This is a genomic window from Chryseobacterium arachidis, from assembly GCF_900129245.1.
GTDB lineage: Bacteria > Bacteroidota > Bacteroidia > Flavobacteriales > Weeksellaceae > Chryseobacterium > Chryseobacterium arachidis.
On record NZ_FQUT01000002.1, the window covers coordinates 182,803 to 199,840 of the forward strand.

General features: G+C 35.4%; 24 protein-coding genes. 4 read left to right on the forward strand and 20 right to left on the reverse strand.

Annotated elements, in window-relative coordinates:
* Positions 1-345: 345 nt before the first annotated feature.
* The 3 genes from BUA89_RS04505 to BUA89_RS04515 are packed head-to-tail and all read left to right on the forward strand — an operon-like array spanning position 346 to position 2,910.
* Positions 346-1,815: a hypothetical protein gene (locus BUA89_RS04505; RefSeq protein WP_143152262.1), complete on the forward strand. Its 1,470-nt coding sequence runs from the start codon at positions 346-348 to the stop codon at positions 1,813-1,815.
* A gap of 14 nt (positions 1,816-1,829) precedes the next feature.
* Positions 1,830-2,360, forward strand: coding sequence for a hypothetical protein (locus tag BUA89_RS04510; protein ID WP_072953534.1), 531 nt, complete (start codon positions 1,830-1,832; stop codon positions 2,358-2,360).
* Positions 2,338-2,910 (forward strand): hypothetical protein, encoded by a 573-nt coding sequence (locus BUA89_RS04515; RefSeq protein WP_072953536.1) that lies wholly within the window; start codon positions 2,338-2,340, stop codon positions 2,908-2,910. Before BUA89_RS04510 ends, BUA89_RS04515 begins: the two co-directional genes overlap by 23 nt.
* A gap of 34 nt (positions 2,911-2,944) precedes the next feature.
* Here BUA89_RS04515 and BUA89_RS04520 read toward each other — a convergent pair whose 3' ends face one another.
* The 6 genes from BUA89_RS04520 to BUA89_RS04550 all read right to left on the reverse strand — a co-directional run bounded on the left by BUA89_RS04520 (position 2,945) and on the right by BUA89_RS04550 (position 9,038).
* Entirely contained in the window at positions 2,945-4,231 is a 1,287-nt protein-coding gene (locus BUA89_RS04520; RefSeq protein WP_072953538.1) for a citrate synthase, read from the reverse strand.
* An 89-nt stretch (positions 4,232-4,320) separates the two neighbouring features.
* Complete coding sequence (gene eno, locus BUA89_RS04525) at positions 4,321-5,613, reverse strand: phosphopyruvate hydratase (RefSeq protein ID WP_072953540.1); 1,293 nt, start codon at positions 5,611-5,613, stop codon at positions 4,321-4,323.
* 142 nt (positions 5,614-5,755) lie between these two features.
* The gene (locus tag BUA89_RS04530) at positions 5,756-6,079 is read right to left on the reverse strand and encodes a hypothetical protein (RefSeq protein ID WP_072953542.1); all 324 of its coding nucleotides are present in this window, start codon (positions 6,077-6,079) and stop codon (positions 5,756-5,758) included.
* Between the two features lie 134 nt (positions 6,080-6,213).
* Positions 6,214-7,014, reverse strand: coding sequence for a sensor histidine kinase (locus BUA89_RS04535; protein ID WP_072953543.1), 801 nt, complete (start codon positions 7,012-7,014; stop codon positions 6,214-6,216).
* A 621-nt stretch (positions 7,015-7,635) separates the two neighbouring features.
* Entirely contained in the window at positions 7,636-8,400 is a 765-nt protein-coding gene (locus tag BUA89_RS04545) for a hypothetical protein (protein WP_072953547.1), read from the reverse strand.
* Between the two features lie 5 nt (positions 8,401-8,405).
* Entirely contained in the window at positions 8,406-9,038 is a 633-nt protein-coding gene (locus BUA89_RS04550) for a response regulator (RefSeq protein ID WP_072953549.1), read from the reverse strand.
* Between the two features lie 185 nt (positions 9,039-9,223).
* Here BUA89_RS04550 and BUA89_RS04555 point away from each other — a divergent pair, with 185 nt between their 5' ends.
* Positions 9,224-9,643 carry a hypothetical protein gene (locus tag BUA89_RS04555; RefSeq protein WP_072953551.1) on the forward strand — a complete coding sequence of 140 codons (420 nt, stop codon included), beginning with the start codon at positions 9,224-9,226 and terminating at the stop codon, positions 9,641-9,643.
* A gap of 55 nt (positions 9,644-9,698) precedes the next feature.
* Here BUA89_RS04555 and rplQ read toward each other — a convergent pair whose 3' ends face one another.
* From rplQ to rpsH, 14 genes are all read right to left on the reverse strand, one after another.
* The gene (gene rplQ / locus BUA89_RS04560; RefSeq protein ID WP_072953553.1) at positions 9,699-10,226 is read right to left on the reverse strand and encodes a 50S ribosomal protein L17; all 528 of its coding nucleotides are present in this window, start codon (positions 10,224-10,226) and stop codon (positions 9,699-9,701) included.
* Between the two features lie 6 nt (positions 10,227-10,232).
* A complete protein-coding gene (locus BUA89_RS04565) occupies positions 10,233-11,228 on the reverse strand; it encodes a DNA-directed RNA polymerase subunit alpha (RefSeq protein WP_072953555.1) in 996 nt (331 codons plus the stop codon).
* 33 nt (positions 11,229-11,261) lie between these two features.
* Entirely contained in the window at positions 11,262-11,870 is a 609-nt protein-coding gene (rpsD, locus tag BUA89_RS04570) for a 30S ribosomal protein S4 (RefSeq protein WP_072953557.1), read from the reverse strand.
* Between the two features lie 19 nt (positions 11,871-11,889).
* Positions 11,890-12,279 carry a 30S ribosomal protein S11 gene (rpsK, locus tag BUA89_RS04575; RefSeq protein WP_034694697.1) on the reverse strand — a complete coding sequence of 130 codons (390 nt, stop codon included), beginning with the start codon at positions 12,277-12,279 and terminating at the stop codon, positions 11,890-11,892.
* A gap of 12 nt (positions 12,280-12,291) precedes the next feature.
* Positions 12,292-12,669, reverse strand: coding sequence for a 30S ribosomal protein S13 (gene rpsM / locus BUA89_RS04580; RefSeq protein WP_002983260.1), 378 nt, complete (start codon positions 12,667-12,669; stop codon positions 12,292-12,294).
* Between the two features lie 7 nt (positions 12,670-12,676).
* Positions 12,677-12,793, reverse strand: a complete 117-nt coding sequence (gene rpmJ, locus BUA89_RS04585) for a 50S ribosomal protein L36 (protein WP_007839480.1) — start codon at positions 12,791-12,793, stop codon at positions 12,677-12,679.
* Positions 12,794-12,857: 64 nt separating this feature from the next.
* Entirely contained in the window at positions 12,858-13,073 is a 216-nt protein-coding gene (infA, locus tag BUA89_RS04590) for a translation initiation factor IF-1 (RefSeq protein WP_029297754.1), read from the reverse strand.
* Positions 13,074-13,076: 3 nt separating this feature from the next.
* Positions 13,077-14,456: a preprotein translocase subunit SecY gene (gene secY, locus BUA89_RS04595; protein WP_072953559.1), complete on the reverse strand. Its 1,380-nt coding sequence runs from the start codon at positions 14,454-14,456 to the stop codon at positions 13,077-13,079.
* A gap of 9 nt (positions 14,457-14,465) precedes the next feature.
* Positions 14,466-14,915, reverse strand: a complete 450-nt coding sequence (rplO, locus tag BUA89_RS04600; RefSeq protein WP_072953561.1) for a 50S ribosomal protein L15 — start codon at positions 14,913-14,915, stop codon at positions 14,466-14,468.
* 19 nt (positions 14,916-14,934) lie between these two features.
* Positions 14,935-15,111, reverse strand: a complete 177-nt coding sequence (gene rpmD / locus BUA89_RS04605) for a 50S ribosomal protein L30 (protein ID WP_029297759.1) — start codon at positions 15,109-15,111, stop codon at positions 14,935-14,937.
* Between the two features lie 10 nt (positions 15,112-15,121).
* A complete protein-coding gene (gene rpsE / locus BUA89_RS04610; RefSeq protein ID WP_047401284.1) occupies positions 15,122-15,643 on the reverse strand; it encodes a 30S ribosomal protein S5 in 522 nt (173 codons plus the stop codon).
* A gap of 20 nt (positions 15,644-15,663) precedes the next feature.
* The gene (rplR, locus tag BUA89_RS04615) at positions 15,664-16,017 is read right to left on the reverse strand and encodes a 50S ribosomal protein L18 (protein WP_072953563.1); all 354 of its coding nucleotides are present in this window, start codon (positions 16,015-16,017) and stop codon (positions 15,664-15,666) included.
* 15 nt (positions 16,018-16,032) lie between these two features.
* Entirely contained in the window at positions 16,033-16,578 is a 546-nt protein-coding gene (rplF, locus tag BUA89_RS04620; RefSeq protein ID WP_072953565.1) for a 50S ribosomal protein L6, read from the reverse strand.
* Between the two features lie 17 nt (positions 16,579-16,595).
* Complete coding sequence (rpsH, locus tag BUA89_RS04625; RefSeq protein WP_039364085.1) at positions 16,596-16,994, reverse strand: 30S ribosomal protein S8; 399 nt, start codon at positions 16,992-16,994, stop codon at positions 16,596-16,598.
* Between the last annotated feature and the right edge of the window lie 44 nt (positions 16,995-17,038).

Sequence of the window (17,038 nt, forward strand, 5' to 3'; positions counted from 1 at the left end):
TTACGCTCAAACATATCTTTTATTTTAAGTTATTTCAAAAATACAAAATTTACAATAAACACAAAATCAAAAAGATACAAAAATGAACATTTAATTAATCAAATCACTACTAATTCTCTGTTATCGTATATAAAAAAAAAGCAAAATTTGTAATTAATAAAACACACAATAATGAAAAATACATTCTTAAAGAAGACTGTTTCTATTTCGCGATCAAAAAAGATTTTGATTTATAGAAATAATTCTTAACGATTCCCACTAAAATTTATCACTTAACAAAAAAATTAAATTTCAAAATTATTGGGATGAATATTCCCTAATGCATAACTAAAAAAAAACACAACAATGAAAAAGATCTTACTATTTTTCTGCTTTTTGGCAGGAATTACAAAAACGTTTTCACAAGCAACTGTTCCTATATCCTGTACAGACAACAAAGCTTATCTTGTGATGCAGAATATCACCGGAACCAACGGTATCTCCGGCTTTTATACTTTCGATATGAGCACCGGACATGTCGCCTTGATTAAAAATCCCATCATTCCGGCTTCAACAGGTATTACCGCAAGAAGGATCAATTGTATCGGGCATAATAAGCTGGATGGCTTTATTTACGGATACAGAACCAATTCTAACCAAATTATAAAAATTGACGCCAATGGAAATTATGATCTGATAACGGTACCCGGCTTAAATGCTGCTACGGTAGGCTCTGCAACAGCAGGTGCTGTATCAAATAATCAGCTGCACATCTTTAAAAACAGTACAGCGACCATTTATAAAATCAATCTTAGTACTTTAGCTGTAACGACAGTTAATTTCTCTACTCCCATTCCTATTACGAATTTTCAGATCAATGATTTTACATTCGGTTCAAATGGAAATATTTACGGGATAACACAACCGTATGGCTCCAACAGTAGAAAGCTTTTTACAATAAATCTTACCACCAATACAATGCAGTTTTTAGGAGATGCCATTGGTACAGATATTAATTCAGAAACCGATAATTCCTGGGGAACAACCTTCAGAGATATTGCAGATAACCTGTATGTTGGAAATAACGGAAGCCGTAACGCTTATAAATTCACTTATAATTCGGCTACCCAGACCTATAATCTGAACGCCAGCCTTTTTTCTACAGCAGACTCTTTGGGGCAGGTTTTAGCCGACGGTGCCAGCTGTAACTTTACTCTTCCGCCTAATCCTAACAATGACCAGAGCTGTATTGCAGATCCTACTCTCTCACAGAATATTACCTTCAATGTATTAACAAATGATGTTGCCGGCACCTATGCCATTGACCCATCATCTGTAAGGTTAATTGATCCGTCAACTTCAGCACCATCAACATCAGTTACAATACCCGGACAGGGAACTTTTTCAGTGAACACTGTAAACGGTGAGATTTCATTCAGTTCATTAACGACTTTTACACAGCCGGTAACCATTCAATATACTGTCGCCGACACTTTGAGTAACGTATCTGCTCCTGCCAATATCACAATCGGCATCTGTTATTGTACCCAACCTGCGGCATCCGGAACTCCCAATAGCCATACCATGATCGGCATTACCGCTCAGCAAAAACAAGATGCATGGCCTCAAAATATACCCAATGGATTTATTGCACTGGAATCTAAAGAAAAAGGATTTGTCATTACACGTGTAAATCATGTAAGCACGGCCCCACAAAATGGCGATTCTATAGCAGAACCTAAAGAAGGGATGATTGTTTACGATATTCAGGATAAATGTGTTAAGCTTTTTAATGGGACCAGATGGAAATGTATTAACAGAAGTTGTAATAATTAAAAAAACATAAACAAATGAAAAAAATATTTTTCGGAGCTACCTTTTGCCTCACCGTAACAGTTCTAAACGGGCAGATAGCAATCGGCAAACCTAATATAGATGGCAATTCAACGATTTTAGATTTTGATAATATTGCTACCAACACCAGGGGGATTATCCTACCTGCAGTAAGCAATACAAATTCTACTCTGTCATCTACGCCTACCGCAAACAACGGCACATTTATCTTCGATTTGAGTGACAACAAAATCAAAATGTACGAAAACAATATTTGGAAAGATCTCAGTGATGCAGGTAATTCTTCAGCAGTTGCGGTAAACAGTACAGCGGAACTACCATCTCTGCAGGGAGTAATCATGGGATCCAGCGCCAGCGATGCGAAAGGAATTCTGGTATTGGAATCAGCAAATAAATCGATGATTCTCCCAAAAATTGCGAATCCTCATACAACCGTTAAGAGCCCATATCCCGGGATGATGTGCTACGATACAGCAGGAAAAGCAATTGCCGTATTCGACGGAAATGTGTGGAATTACTGGAAATAAATCTGTTAAAGATGACTATAAATCTGATTTTAAATATCTTACCATATCTGATACTTCCGGAGTTTTACAGCATGAAGAATTTTCTATTTTAAATCATAAAAGACATAAAGAAATGATAAAGATTAATAATGAAAAAGAAGTGAAAACCGTGACAACATTGATGTTTTTTATCCTAATCATCAACAGTCTAATCATTGCTGTATTATGTTTTGATATAATAGAACTAAAAAATGATTGGATCATCTTAGTGTTTTCAGCTTTAGCAGAACTTTTATTTTTAAAATTTATTTTCGATATTAAATATTTTTATTTTGAAAATAGCGGAGAGATTGTTTCGATTAAAAGTTATCCGTTCTGGACAATAAACAAGTTTCAGTGGTCTTTTGAACTTCCTAAAAATAAGATCAAGTCGTGCCATCACCAGAAAAAATTCTGGAAGGACATACTTATCTTAAAATTTGAAAAAAAAGAAGGCATCCATCAATTTGTTCATTATCCTATTTACTTTTTAAGGAAAAAGCAGATCCAGGACATATTAAATTCTTTCTAAAAAAAAAATAAACCGCCTGAAGGCGGTTTATTTTTTATCTGTTTACCAAATCGATGTAATCTCTTTTCTGAGCACCTTGGTATACCTGTCTTGGTCTTCCGATAGGATCTCCTTTCAGTCTCATTTCTTTCCACTGAGCTATCCATCCCGGAAGTCTTCCTAATGCAAACATTACTGTGAACATTTCTGTAGGGATTCCTAACGCTCTGTAGATGATACCTGAATAGAAATCTACGTTCGGATATAGTTTTCTTTCTACGAAGTATTCGTCTTCCAATGCTACTTTTTCCAACTGCATTGCAATATCAAGCGCTTTATCATGAATACCTAATGCGTTCAATAGGTCATCAGCAGCTTTCTTGATGATTTTTGCTCTTGGATCGAAGTTTTTGTACACTCTGTGTCCGAATCCCATTAGACGGAAGCTATCGTTTTTATCTTTAGCCTTAGCAACATATTTAGATACGTCACCTCCATCTTTTTCAATGAGTTCAAGCATTTCGATAACTGCTTGGTTGGCTCCACCGTGAAGTGGTCCCCAAAGTGCAGAAATACCTGCAGAAACAGATGCAAAAAGACCTGTGTGGGCAGAACCTACCATTCTTACCGTAGAAGTAGAACAGTTTTGCTCATGATCTGCGTGAAGAATTAATAATTTATCTAAAGCTTCAGTTACCACAGGATTGATCTGGAACTCTTCGTTTGGTAATCTGAAAGCCATTTTGTAGAAGTTTTCTACATAGTTTAGACTGTTATCTCCGTGGTTAAGCGGTAAACCCAAAGTTTTTCTGTACGTCCAAGCAGCTAAATGAGCGAATTTAGCGATAAGCAATTCTGCCGCTACATCCATCTCTTCCTTGGAATTCACGTTAACAGCCTTTGGATTGAAAGCTGTTAAAGCAGACGTTAAAGTAGATAGAACTCCCATTGGGTGAGCAGAACGAGGGAAAGCATCGATGATTTTTTTCATCTCCTCTGCTACGAAGTTATATTTTTTAATATTCCCGTTAAAGGTATTGAATTGGTCTTGAGTGGGTAATTCACCGTGTAGTAAAAGGTACATTACCTCTGTAAAGTTAGACTTATCAGCAATCTGCTCGATAGGATATCCTCTGTAAAATAATTCTCCTTTATCCCCGTCTAAGTAAGTGATGTCACTAAGTGTAGCTCCGGTGTTTTTGTAACCTAAATCTAAAGTGATAAGACCTGTCTGGTCTCTTAATTTTGAAATATCGATTCCTCTGTCTCCGATAGTACTATCCACGATTGGATATTCATACGAATTACCTGCGTAATTCAATATTACTTTGTTGTCTGACATTATTTATTATTTTGTTTCTAAATATACTACTAATTACAAAATACGGCAAACTAAAATTATCGCTTGCCGTTATTTATAAATTCGATTAATTATCTTTTGATTTTAAAAGCATCCAACCCCGGGAAAATTGCAGTTTCACCTAAAGCTTCTTCAATTCTCAATAACTGGTTGTACTTCGCCATTCTGTCTGATCTTGAAGCAGATCCTGTTTTAATCTGTCCGCAGTTCATTGCTACCGCTAAGTCAGCAATTGTAGAATCTTCAGTTTCACCAGATCTGTGAGACATTACTGACGTGAACTTGTTGTGCTGAGCCATTTGTACCGCAGCCATCGTTTCAGAAAGAGAACCGATTTGGTTTACTTTTACCAAAATTGAGTTCGCAATCCCTTCTTTTACTCCTCTTGATAATCTTTCTACATTTGTTACAAATAAATCGTCACCTACCAACTGTACTCTGTCACCGATTTTATCTGTTAACATTTTCCAGCCTTCCCAGTCATTTTCCTGCATACCATCTTCAATAGAGATAATCGGATATTTGTTCACCAACTCCGCTAAGTAAGAAACCTGCTCGCTGCTTGTAAACTGGGCCGCATCTGGAGTCTGGAATTTTCTGTAATCGTAGATTCCGTCTTTGTAGAACTCAGAAGAAGCACAGTCTAATGCGATCATTACATCGTCACCAGGCTTATAGCCCGCTTTTTCGATTGCCTGAAGCAAAGTGTCCAAAGCATCTTCAGTCCCGGTGAAAGTTGGAGCAAAACCACCTTCGTCACCTACCGCAGTAGAAAGACCTCTTGAATGAAGAATCGATTTAAGATTGTGGAAAATCTCAGTCCCTTTTCTCAATGCGTGAGAGAAAGAATCTGCTTTTACCGGCATTACCATAAATTCCTGGAAAGCAATCGGTGCATCTGAGTGAGAACCACCGTTGATAACATTCATCATCGGAACAGGAAGTGTATTTGCATTCACACCACCTACATATTTATATAAAGGTAATTTCAATTCGTTTGCAGCAGCTTTTGCAGCAGCCAAAGAAACTCCAAGAATCGCATTTGCCCCTAAGTTTCCTTTGTTGTTTGATCCGTCTAAATCAATCATAATCTGATCGATCAAATTCTGATCAAAAACAGGAAGTCCCACCAATTCCGGTGCAATTACTTCTCTTACATTTTCTACAGCCTTAGAAACTCCTTTCCCCATCCATTCTGAACCGCCATCACGCAATTCAACTGCTTCATGTTCTCCCGTAGACGCTCCTGAAGGTACCGCAGCACGTCCCATCGCACCCCCTTCTGTAAATACATCTACTTCAACTGTAGGATTACCTCTTGAATCCAAAATTTGTCTCGCTTCTATGTAAGAAATGTAACTCATTGTTCTTTTTTTATAGTTTAGACAAATTTAATGAATTTTTAACTTTTGAATGTAGTGAAGTGCTAATTTATACGTTTATTCTGAGTTAAATTTTAGTTAATATTGAGGTTGTTATAATTTTGAATGTGTCCTAACAAAATATTTATTTCTTAGGTGAAGGAGTTAATAATCCCGCAAGTGCACCAATTGCACCCGAAGAAATTGTTGCAAAAATTGTAATGAGCTGATTATTATCCGTTCCTTTATCTCTTAATGATAAAACAAAAAGGGCAATAATAATTGAAATAACCGCAAATCCAAGCATAATAACGATAATTCTATAAATCATAAAATCAGTTTCCTTAGTATCTTTTTTTTCAATATTTTTTGTGACTTCAAAATGATTAATTGTGTTTCCTTTTTCATTAGCAATGGCTGTTAAAGGAACTTCAACTTTTTCAATACTTTCATTAATTGTAGTTTCCATAATTATAAGTTTTTAGTTTTATGAATCAAAGTTCTTACTAAAAAATACTCATGTCAATTACACAAACGGGTGATTCTATCAACAAAAAACAGCACCATAAAAATGATGCTGTTCTATTTAATTTTAAAATTTAATTATAAATCTATCCTCAAAAACAAATGTGTTCCGTTTTCCGTAGTAACCTCACAATGACCGTTCTGTTCCTGCATTCGTCGTTTCATATTTCGGAGCCCGTTTCCTTCAGAATTTTTATTATTAATTCCGATGCCGTTATCGGAGATTTTCATCACGAACTCTTTTTCTTTTTGAATAAATGATAATTTTAATTGATTGGATTGGCTGTGTTTATAAGCGTTATTCAAGGCTTCTTTTAGACATAGAAATAAATTCCGCCTCTGGTCTGTTGTAATTATAGTTTCGGAAACAACATTTTCTTCTTCAATATTTAATTGAATTTCCGTTTTCTTGAGGAAATTTTGCGCATACATTTTTGAATAATCAACAAAGTTTCCTAAAGTATCATTTCCTGAATTCAAACTCCAAAGCATTTCCCGCATGGAAAGATTCATTTCTTCAGAAGTTTTCAGAAGTTCATCAATGTCACTTTTCAAATCGTCGCCTTCGGCTCGTTGTTTTAAAAATTCTGCCTGAAGTTTTAAAGCCGAAATTCCTGCTCCTAGATCGTCGTGCATATCGTGGGAAATTCTTTCACGTTCTGCTTCTATGGATTTTTGTTTTTCGAGTTCTTTTTGAAGGAGCTGATTTTGGTGTTCGGATTCTTTGAGTTGTTGTTCTTTGAGATAAAGGAGTTGTTTTCGGTTGTACATTAAGACAACAAAAATTATAAATACCACAAAGAAAAGTACTAGAAGTAAAGCTAAAATATAAGTACTTTTAATGATTTGAGGTAGTTCCTCTTTTAAAACTATACTCATATTTAGATAAAGAAATAAAAATTGATAAATACAGAATTATATTCACTACATCAAAATTACTTTTAATGAAGTTAGAAAACTCTTGATCATTGTTGTACAAATAATACATCGGTAAACATCTAAAAATCCCGAAACAACTCCATAGAAGTAAACCCGAACTAATCCAAAAATTAGGATCATTAAAAATTTCCTCTCTATTTACCGAAAAAAGTTTACTATAATACCACATAATTACATGAACTATTAAAAATAACATAATTGCAATTGCAATTTTTTCATCAAAATCTAATCCCAGAAATTTGGTGAAAAATATTATAAATATTAAACAAAGCAATAGTGATATTTTAGACAAGGTTTTAAGGATTTTATTACAAAAGCTTTTATAGTAAAAAAAATAAAAAAAAACAGTAACGAAGATCAAATATAAATTATACTATAATCCGATTAGTATACTCTCATCAACTATATCGACAACAAACGAATAACCTTCAACCAAAACTGTTACAAGAAGATAAAAAAATAAGTTATTCTGGGTAATAAAACCTTTTTTTTTACCCAGAATAAAGGATTTAATCAGAACAACAATTAAAAGAATGTTGTATATATAATGTATTATCAATATTATGGTTTTAAGTTTCCTAAATCATAATATCCTTCCATAACATTTTGTATTCTGCCTAAAGGCAATTGTACTATGTGATGAACTCTATCTTTATCATTAATCTTTACATCTAAACCTAATCTGATTTTGTCATTTTCATCTAAAGGCGCAACAAGTTCAAAATTAAGATCATGCTCAAAGCCTTTAAAATCTAATATGTCCAAAACTTTATATGTTATATAATCTGTGATAACAAAATCTGTACTTTTTGACTTTAAAAATGTACCTATTTCTCCATTTTTATAGTTATCACTCAATTCTTGTAATGATTTAGAAATATTAGTTTGTTCAAGGAAAGTACCGTTTGGCAACAGTTCATAAGCTGTTTCAACCCTTTCTCCAGATCTTTCGAAACTAAAGTCAAGATCATACATATTTGGTAAAAACTCCTCAACATCGGTGAATCTAAAAATTAATTTTAATATCATGGAATTCTGACTCTCCGTAATAAAAAATATGTGCATAAATGTTTTATTCCAATTTCTACCTACAATACTATTAATTTCCTTCTGAAGTATTTTAAAATTATTAAACTTATTACCATATAGACTATCATATTTTGCAAAATCTTTATCATGTTCCGATTGACATTTTGGTAACATCATAATATTCTTGCCAGTTTTAAATCTAAAGTGCTGAAAAAATAGATCTAGGTCTGGATTTTCTTTTAAAGCTAAGAGATATTCTTTGTACTCCGTGCAATTTGTAATTTTAACTGTTCCCATAATTCTTAGTTTTTAAAATGGCTAAATTTATTAATAGCCTCCACTTTATTATTGACGTGGAGTTTTCTGTAAATGTTCCCGACGTGTTTTTTTACGGTGTCGATGCTGATGAATTTTTTGTCGGCGATTTCTTTGTAGAGTAATCCTTGAGATAAAAGTTCCAAAACTTCTTTTTCTCTTTCAGTGAGTTCGTCAAAGCCTTTTATTTCGGAAAGTTTTCTTTCAAAATGGCTTAAAACTTTTCGGGCGATGGAGAAACTCATTGGGGCACCTCCGTTGTAGACATCGCGGATAGATGATAGAATCTTATCCATGCTTTCACCTTTTACAAGGTAGCCCATCGCTCCGGCTTTTAAAGAATTGAAGACTTTATCGTCATCCTCAAAACTTGTACACATGATGAATTGAGTTTCTGGCAATCCCTTCCTAAGCTTTTCAATAATTTCGATTCCGAGCATATCCTGTAGCTGGATATCCATCATCACAACATCCGGAGAAATATCCTGGAGATTTTGGATGGTATCCTTTCCGTTGAAAAACTGGGCAACCACTTTCATATCATCCTGATAATCGATAACCTTCTTCAACGCATTGTTGTAGTTTTTTTCGTCTTCTACTATGGCTATGGAAATGCTCATGTTTGTAATTTTGTTTAAGACAAATATCAACAGAAAACAAAGCAGAATCAATTACACTTTTGGGTAATTATAAAGTTTTGAGTTCATGGTTGTTGGTTTAGTTTTTGTTTTTATTAAATTTAATAAAAAATTCTCTTATTTTAGAAAAATAATTAGTCATCGATATATTAAATAAAATCAACATCATGAAAAAAGGGCTTTTAATCGCAGTTTCTGCAATTTCTTTATGGGCTGTAAGTTGTAAGAAAAGTGAAAGTGGAAACAAAAATGTTCTCAAAGCAGACAATTCGGGAGCAATTTTAGCTGACAACGGAAAAGTTGACTCAACCATCCATTACAATACAGACATCAACGGAAAGAAAACTATAAAGACCGATTATGTATATAAAGCAACCGACGGAACGTTGGTAAAAGTTGTTTTTAACTATGAAGAAAAAACCGTAAGTATAAGAAGCAACAATAAAACTTTTATCCTGAACAAATTGGATTCTAAAGGAAACGAAACCGTTTATGAAAAAGAAGATATGAAGGCAACCGTGAAAAGGGACAGCCTGATCCTAAACCAGGGAAGCAATATTATAGAACTGGTAAAAACCAAAATTTAAAGCATAAAAAAACCGCTCAGAAATCTGAACGGTTTTTTTATATATCTGATGAATATTATTCTTCAGTTTTTTCCTCTGTAGAATCAGCAGCTTCAGCCGTTGGCTCAGCAGCTTTTTCTTCTACTACAGGAGCTTCAGCAACTACAGCTTCTTTCTTAGTAGCTGTTGCAGATCTTCTGCTTCTTCTTGTAGTTTTCTTCTCTTCAGCATTAGGGTTGTAAAGCTCGTTGAAGTCTACCAATTCGATAAGAGCAGTATCAGCAGCATCACCTGGTCTGAAACCTGTTTTGATGATTCTTGTATAACCACCGTTTCTCTCAGCGATTTTAGGAGCTACAGTTCTGAACAATTCAGCAACTGCCTCTTTATTTTGAAGATATGAAAAAACAATTCTTCTGTTGTGTGTAGTATCTTCTTTTGCTTTTGTTAATAGAGGCTCAACATATACTCTTAAAGCTTTAGCTTTAGCTACAGTAGTGTTGATTCTTTTATGCTCAATTAGAGAACAAGCCATATTAGAAAGTAAAGCGCTTCTGTGAGAAGCTGTTCTTCCTAAGTGATTGAATTTTTTACCGTGTCTCATTATTAATTAATTATCAGCGTCTAATTTATATTTTGCAACGTCGAAACCGAAGTTAAGACCTTTTGAATGCACTAATTCTTCTAGTTCTGTCAAAGATTTTTTACCAAAATTTCTGAATTTCATCAAATCAGACTTACTGTAAGAAACAAGCTCACCAAGAGTTTCTACTTCAGCCGCCTTCAGACAGTTAAGGGCTCTTACAGAAAGATCCATATCTGCTAATTTAGACTTCAGTAATTGTCTTGTGTGAAGAGTCTCTTCATCGTACTGGATAGATGCTTTCACCGCTTCGGTCTCCAACGTGATTCTCTCATCAGAGAACAGCATGAAGTGATAAATTAATATCTTAGAAGCTTCTGTTAAAGCATTCTGAGGGCTGATAGACCCGTCAGTTTCTATATCTAATACAAGTTTTTCGTAGTCTGTTTTTTGCTCTACACGATAATTCTCAATACTGTACTGTACTTTCTTGATTGGAGTGAAAATAGAGTCGATCGCAATAGTACCTACAGGTGCATTGTTTGACTTATTTTGTTCCGAAGGAACATATCCTCTTCCTTTCTCTATATTGAAAGTGATCTCGAAAGTTACATCACTGTTTAGGTTACAGATCACCAAATCCGGGTTTAACACCTCAAATCCAGTCATTGATTTACCTAAATCACCAGCAGTAATAATTGTCTGACCCGAAACTTTAGCAACAACCTGCTCATTCGACTGGTTTTCTGCCGTAGCTTTTAATCTCACCTGCTTAAGGTTAAGAATAATTTCGGTAACATCTTCGATTACTCCTGGAATAGTTGAAAATTCGTGCTCTACACCTTCTATTTTGATAGATGAAATAGCGTATCCTTCCAGAGAAGAAAGCAACACTCTTCTCAAAGCATTACCGATTGTAAGCCCGAAACCTGGTTCTAGTGGTCTGAATTCGAACGAACCTCTAAATTCATCAGAGTTAAGTAAAATTACTTTATCGGGTTTTATGAATTGTAAAATTGCCATATTATTGGGTTGAGCAAAAATTTGATTAAAAAATTATTTAGAGTAAAGTTCGACGATAAGGTTCTCCTTGATGTCTTCCGGAATCTGGATTCTCTCAGGAGCAGAAATGAAGGTACCTTCTTTCTTCTCATCGTTGAATTGTAACCACTCATAATTTGCTTTAGAAGCCAATGCAGTAGTAACCACTTCAAGAGATTTAGACTTTTCTCTTACAGCGATTACGTCACCAGCTTTTACCAAATATGAAGGGATGTTAAGGATTTCTCCGTTCACAGTAATGTGTCTGTGAGAAACCAATTGTCTAGCTCCAGATCTTGTTTTAGCAAAACCTAATCTGTATACTACGTTATCCAATCTAGACTCGCAAAGTTGCAAAAGAACTTCACCAGTTACACCTTTACTTCTGTGTGCTTTGTCGAATAGGTTAGCAAACTGTCTTTCTAAAATACCGTAAGTATATTTAGCTTTTTGTTTTTCAGCTAACTGAACTGCATATTCTGATTTTTTAGCACCTCTTCTTTTGTTAGGACCATGTTGTCCTGGCGGTTGGTTTTTTCTTTTCTCGAAGTTTTTGTCATCTCCGTAGATTGCAGCACCAAACTTTCTAGCAATCTTAGTTTTAGGTCCAATATATCTTGCCATAATGGGTAAATTCTAAAAATTAAACTCTTCTTCTTTTTGGTGGTCTACATCCGTTGTGTGGCATAGGAGTCACGTCAACGATTTCTGAAACTTCAATTCCTGAATTGTGAATAGATCTGATGGCAGATTCTCTACCTGCACCTGGTCCTTTCACAAACACCTTTACTCTTCTTAATCCAGCTTCGTGAGCTACAGCAGAGCAATTTTCAGCTGCCATCTGAGCAGCAAATGGAGTATTCTTTTTAGAACCTCTGAAACCCATTTTACCGGCAGAAGCCCAAGAGATAACCTCTCCGTTTTTATTTGTTAAAGAAATGATGATGTTATTGAAAGAAGCCTGAATATGAGCTTCACCAATAGCTTCAACTTTTACTTTTCTTTTCTTAACTACTTTAGTTTGTTTTGCCATAATTCCTAACGATTATTTACTAGCTTTTTTCTTGTTAGCAACAGTTTTTCTCTTTCCTTTACGGGTTCTAGAGTTGTTTTTCGTTCTCTGGCCTCTTAAAGGTAATCCAAGTCTGTGACGTATTCCTCGTTGGCATCCTATGTCCATCAATCTCTTGATGTTCAATTGCACTTCAGATCTAAGCTCTCCTTCTACTTTTACGTTTTCTGAGATATATGTTCTGATGGCAGCCAATTCATCGTCATTCCATTCGTTGACTTTCTTGTCTTCGCTGATACCGGCAGCTTTAAGGATTTCAGAAGAAGTACTTCTTCCAACTCCGTAGATGTAAGTTAAACCGATAACTCCTCTTTTGTTTTTTGGTAAATCAATACCTGCAATTCTCGCCATAATTTAATTAACCTTGTCTTTGTTTAAATTTTGGGTTCTTCTTGTTGATCACGAATAGTACACCTTTTCTGCGTACGATTTTGCAATCAGCGCTTCTTTTTTTAATTGATGCTCTTACTTTCATTTTGATAGTATTTATTTTTTAACAATAGCCAAATGGAAAAAATATTCCATTTGGCATTTTGTTTTTAATATCTAAATGTAATTCTCCCTTTTGATAAATCGTAAGGAGACATTTCTAATTTCACCTTATCACCAGGTAAAAGTTTAATATAATGCATTCGCATTTTACCGGAGATATGAGCAATAAGGACATGCCCGTTTTCCAGCTCTACACGGAACTGGGCGTTCGAAAGTGCTTCCGTTATAACGCCGTCTTGTTCAATATGTTTTTGTTTTGCCATAAATTAATATCCAGTCGTTCTAGACAGTTTAGACTGCATTAAGCCATCATAGTGATGGTTCAGCAGATAGGTGTTAATCTGTTGAACGGTATCTAAAATTACTCCCACCATAATCAATAGTGATGTTCCCCCGAAAAATAGGGCGAACGCATCTGTCTGAACAAAGGTTCCATGCACAATTGCCGGAAGGATTGCAAAGATAGACAAAAATATTGCACCTGGCAAGGTAATTTTTGATAAAATATCATCTAAGTAATCTGCCGTCTCTTTTCCTGGTCTTACTTTCGGTACTAAACCTCCGTTTCTCTTCAAATCATCAGCCATCTGGTTCACCGGAATTGTAATTGCAGTATAGAAAAACGAGAAGATAATAATTAATAGCGCGAACAATACATTGTACTGCCAGCTAAAAACATTCTTGAAACCTGCAAGAAAAGTGTTAGACTCATCTACTTTTGTTAATAACCCCGGAACGAACATCAATGCTTGAGCAAAGATGATCGGCATTACACCGGCAGCATTTACTTTCAATGGAATCCACTGTCTTGCTCCCTGCATAAGATTTCTGTTTACACCTCCTCTTGCCTGAGCTCTGCTTACATACTGAATAGGGATTTTTCTAACAGCAACGGATAATACCACTGCCAAAAGAACAACCAACATCCAGAAAATTACTTCAATAAGGATCATGATTGATCCCATCCCTCCTTTTCCGTTCTGCACTGCCATCTCCTGAACGAATGCTTCCGGTAATCTTGAAAGGATCCCCACCATAATTAGGATAGAGATACCGTTCCCGATACCTTTGTCGGTGATTTTTTCACCCAACCACATTGCGAATACTGAACCAGCTACCAAAATAACAATACTTGGCAACCAGAACATGATAGAATTTGGCTCTACATAATATGCAGATGAGAACTGAGCATAAGGTAAAAACAATTGAGTAATAGAGGTTAAATAAGAAGGCGCCTGTACAAGACAAACTCCGATCGTTAACCATCTAGTAATCTGATTCAATGTATTTCTACCTGACTCTCCATCTTTCTGAAGCTTCTGAAGATAAGGAATAGCCATCCCCATCAACTGAACAATAATAGAAGCAGAAATATAAGGCATGATACCTAACGCCATTACGGAAGCGTGGCTGAAAGCTCCTCCCGTAAACGACGAAAGCAAGCCAAGGAGACCTGCTCCTTGCTTGTTACCGCCTTGATTTTTATAATGCTCTAAGAGATCTCCTACTTCTGCAAGGTTAATCGCAGGTAAAGAGATATAAGATGCGAATCTATACACAAGAATAATACCTAAAGTGAAGAGAATTTTATCTCTAAGCTCTTTAAGACTCCAAATATTTTTGAGGGTTTGTATAAATTCTTTCATTAGTAATTGTTATAAGGTAATTGCTTTTCCACCTGCTTTAGCAATAAGCTCTTCAGCAGATTTAGTGAATTTGTCAGCTGAGATAGAAACCGCAGATTTCAACTCTCCTCTACCCATAACTTTCACTAATTCGTTTTTAGTAATTAGACCGTTCTCAATCATTACTTCTCTTGTAATATCTCCAGTGATAGATTTATTTTCAATTAAAGTCTGGATTGTATCAAGGTTAACTCCTCTAAACTCTTTTCTGTTTACGTTTTTGAATCCGAATTTCGGTAATCTTCTTTGTAAAGGCATCTGACCTCCTTCAAAACCGATTTTCTGAGAATAACCAGCTCTTGCTTTCTGTCCTTTGTGACCTTTAGTAGCAGTACCTCCTTTTCCGCTACCTTGTCCTCTACCAATTCTTTTTGAATTGAAAGTAGATCCTGCAGCTGGCTTTATGTTGTTTAAATTCATTTTAAAATTATTTTAAAAATTATTTTTGAACTTCAAGTAAGTGACTAACTGCAGCTATCATTCCTAAGATAGAAGGAGTAGCTTCGTGTTCTACAACTTGGTGAAGTTTCTTTAATCCTAATGCTTCAAGCGTTCTCTTTTGGGTTTTTGTTCTTCCAATAGCGCTTCTTACTTGCTTTACTTTGATTGTTGCCATTGTTTATATATTAACCGTTAAACACTTTACTTAGTGAAACTCCTCTCATTCTAGCAATTTCTTCAGGTCTTCTGATATCCAATAACGCTTTGAAAGTAGCTTTCACCACGTTGTGAGGGTTAGAAGATCCTTTAGATTTTGAAAGGATATCGTGAATACCAGCAGACTCCAATACCGCTCTTACCGCACCACCGGCGATAAGCCCTGTACCGTGAGAAGCAGGTCTTAAGAAGATATCTGCACCACCGTATCTAGCAGTAGTCTGGTGAGGAATAGTGTGGTTCATTACAGGAACTTTCACAAGGTTTTTCTTAGCGTCTTCTACCGCTTTAGCAATTGCAGAAGCAACCTCTTTAGATTTTCCTAATCCGTAACCGATAACACCATCTTCGTTACCTACTACAACGATAGCAGAGAATCCGAAGGCTCTACCTCCTTTAGTTACTTTTGTTACTCTGTTAACAGCTACGAGACGATCTTTAAGTTCTAATCCTCCCGGTTTTACTCTTTCTATATTATCTAGTCCTAACATATTTTCCGAAATTTTAATGATTAGAATTTAAGTCCTCCTTCTCTCGCACCGTCAGCTAGAGCTTTTACTCTTCCGTGATATACGAATCCGTTTCTATCAAATACAATATTTTCGATTCCTGCAGCGATAGCTTTAGCAGCGATAGCTTTACCAACAGCAGCAGAAACTTCTGATTTTGTTCCGTTAGCATCTACACCTTTCTCTCTAGAAGAAGCTGATGCTAAAGTTTTTCCACTATTATCATCGATTAACTGAGCGTAAATTTCCTTATTACTTTTGTATACAGATAATCTTGGCAATTCAGAAGATCCAGAGATTTTTCCTCTTACTCTTCTTTTGATTCTTATTCTTTTTTCTAATTTACTTAATGCCATAATACTTATAATTTATTAAGCAGATTTACCAGCTTTACGTCTAACAATTTCTCCTACGAATCTTACACCTTTTCCTTTGTATGGTTCAGGCTTTCTGAAAGAACGGATCTTTGCAGCTACCATTCCTAGAAGTTGGTTGTCGTGAGACGTTAAAGTAATAATTGGGTTTTTACCTTTTTCAGTCAATGTATCAACTTTCACTTCGTTTGGAAGTTCTAGTACGATACCGTGAGAGAATCCTAAAGCCAACTCAAGTTTTTGACCTGCGTGTGAAGCTCTGTATCCTACCCCTACTAATTCTAGTTTCTTTTCGAAACCTTGAGAAACACCAACAATCATGTTGTTGATTAACGCTCTGTATAAACCGTGAAGCGCTTTGTGTTGTTTAGCATCAGATGGTCTGTTAACGTTAAGTTCGCCATCTTTCTGTTCTATAGTAATTCCTGCTGTAAGCTCCTGAGAAAGTTCTCCTTTAGGACCTTTTACAGTTACCACACCATTGTTTTCAGTGATTGTAACTCCTGCTGGAATTGTTATAATTGCTTTACCAATTCTTGACATTTTCCTTTGATTAAAAATTAATAAACATAGCAGATTACTTCACCACCTACTTTTTCTTCTCTAGCTTTCTTGTCAGTCATTACTCCTTTAGAAGTAGAGATGATAGAAATACCCAAACCGTTTAGTACTCTTGGAAGCTCAGCTGAACCTTTGTACTGTCTCAAACCTGGTCTAGAAGCTCTTTGGATAGATTTAATAGCCGGTTTGTTAGTTTGCTTATCGTACTTCAAAGCGATTTTGATTGTTCCTTGAACAGCGCTATCTTCAAACTTGTAGTTTAAGATATACCCTTGATCAAATAAGATCTTAGTAATCTCCTTTTTGATTTTCGATGCAGGAATTTCCACCACTTTGTGGCCTGCGCTTTGTGCGTTCCTTACTCTAGTTAGGAAATCTGAAATTGGATCTGTTACCATTTTTCTTTTATAAATTATTGGTTAAAGAACAATCAGTATTGTAA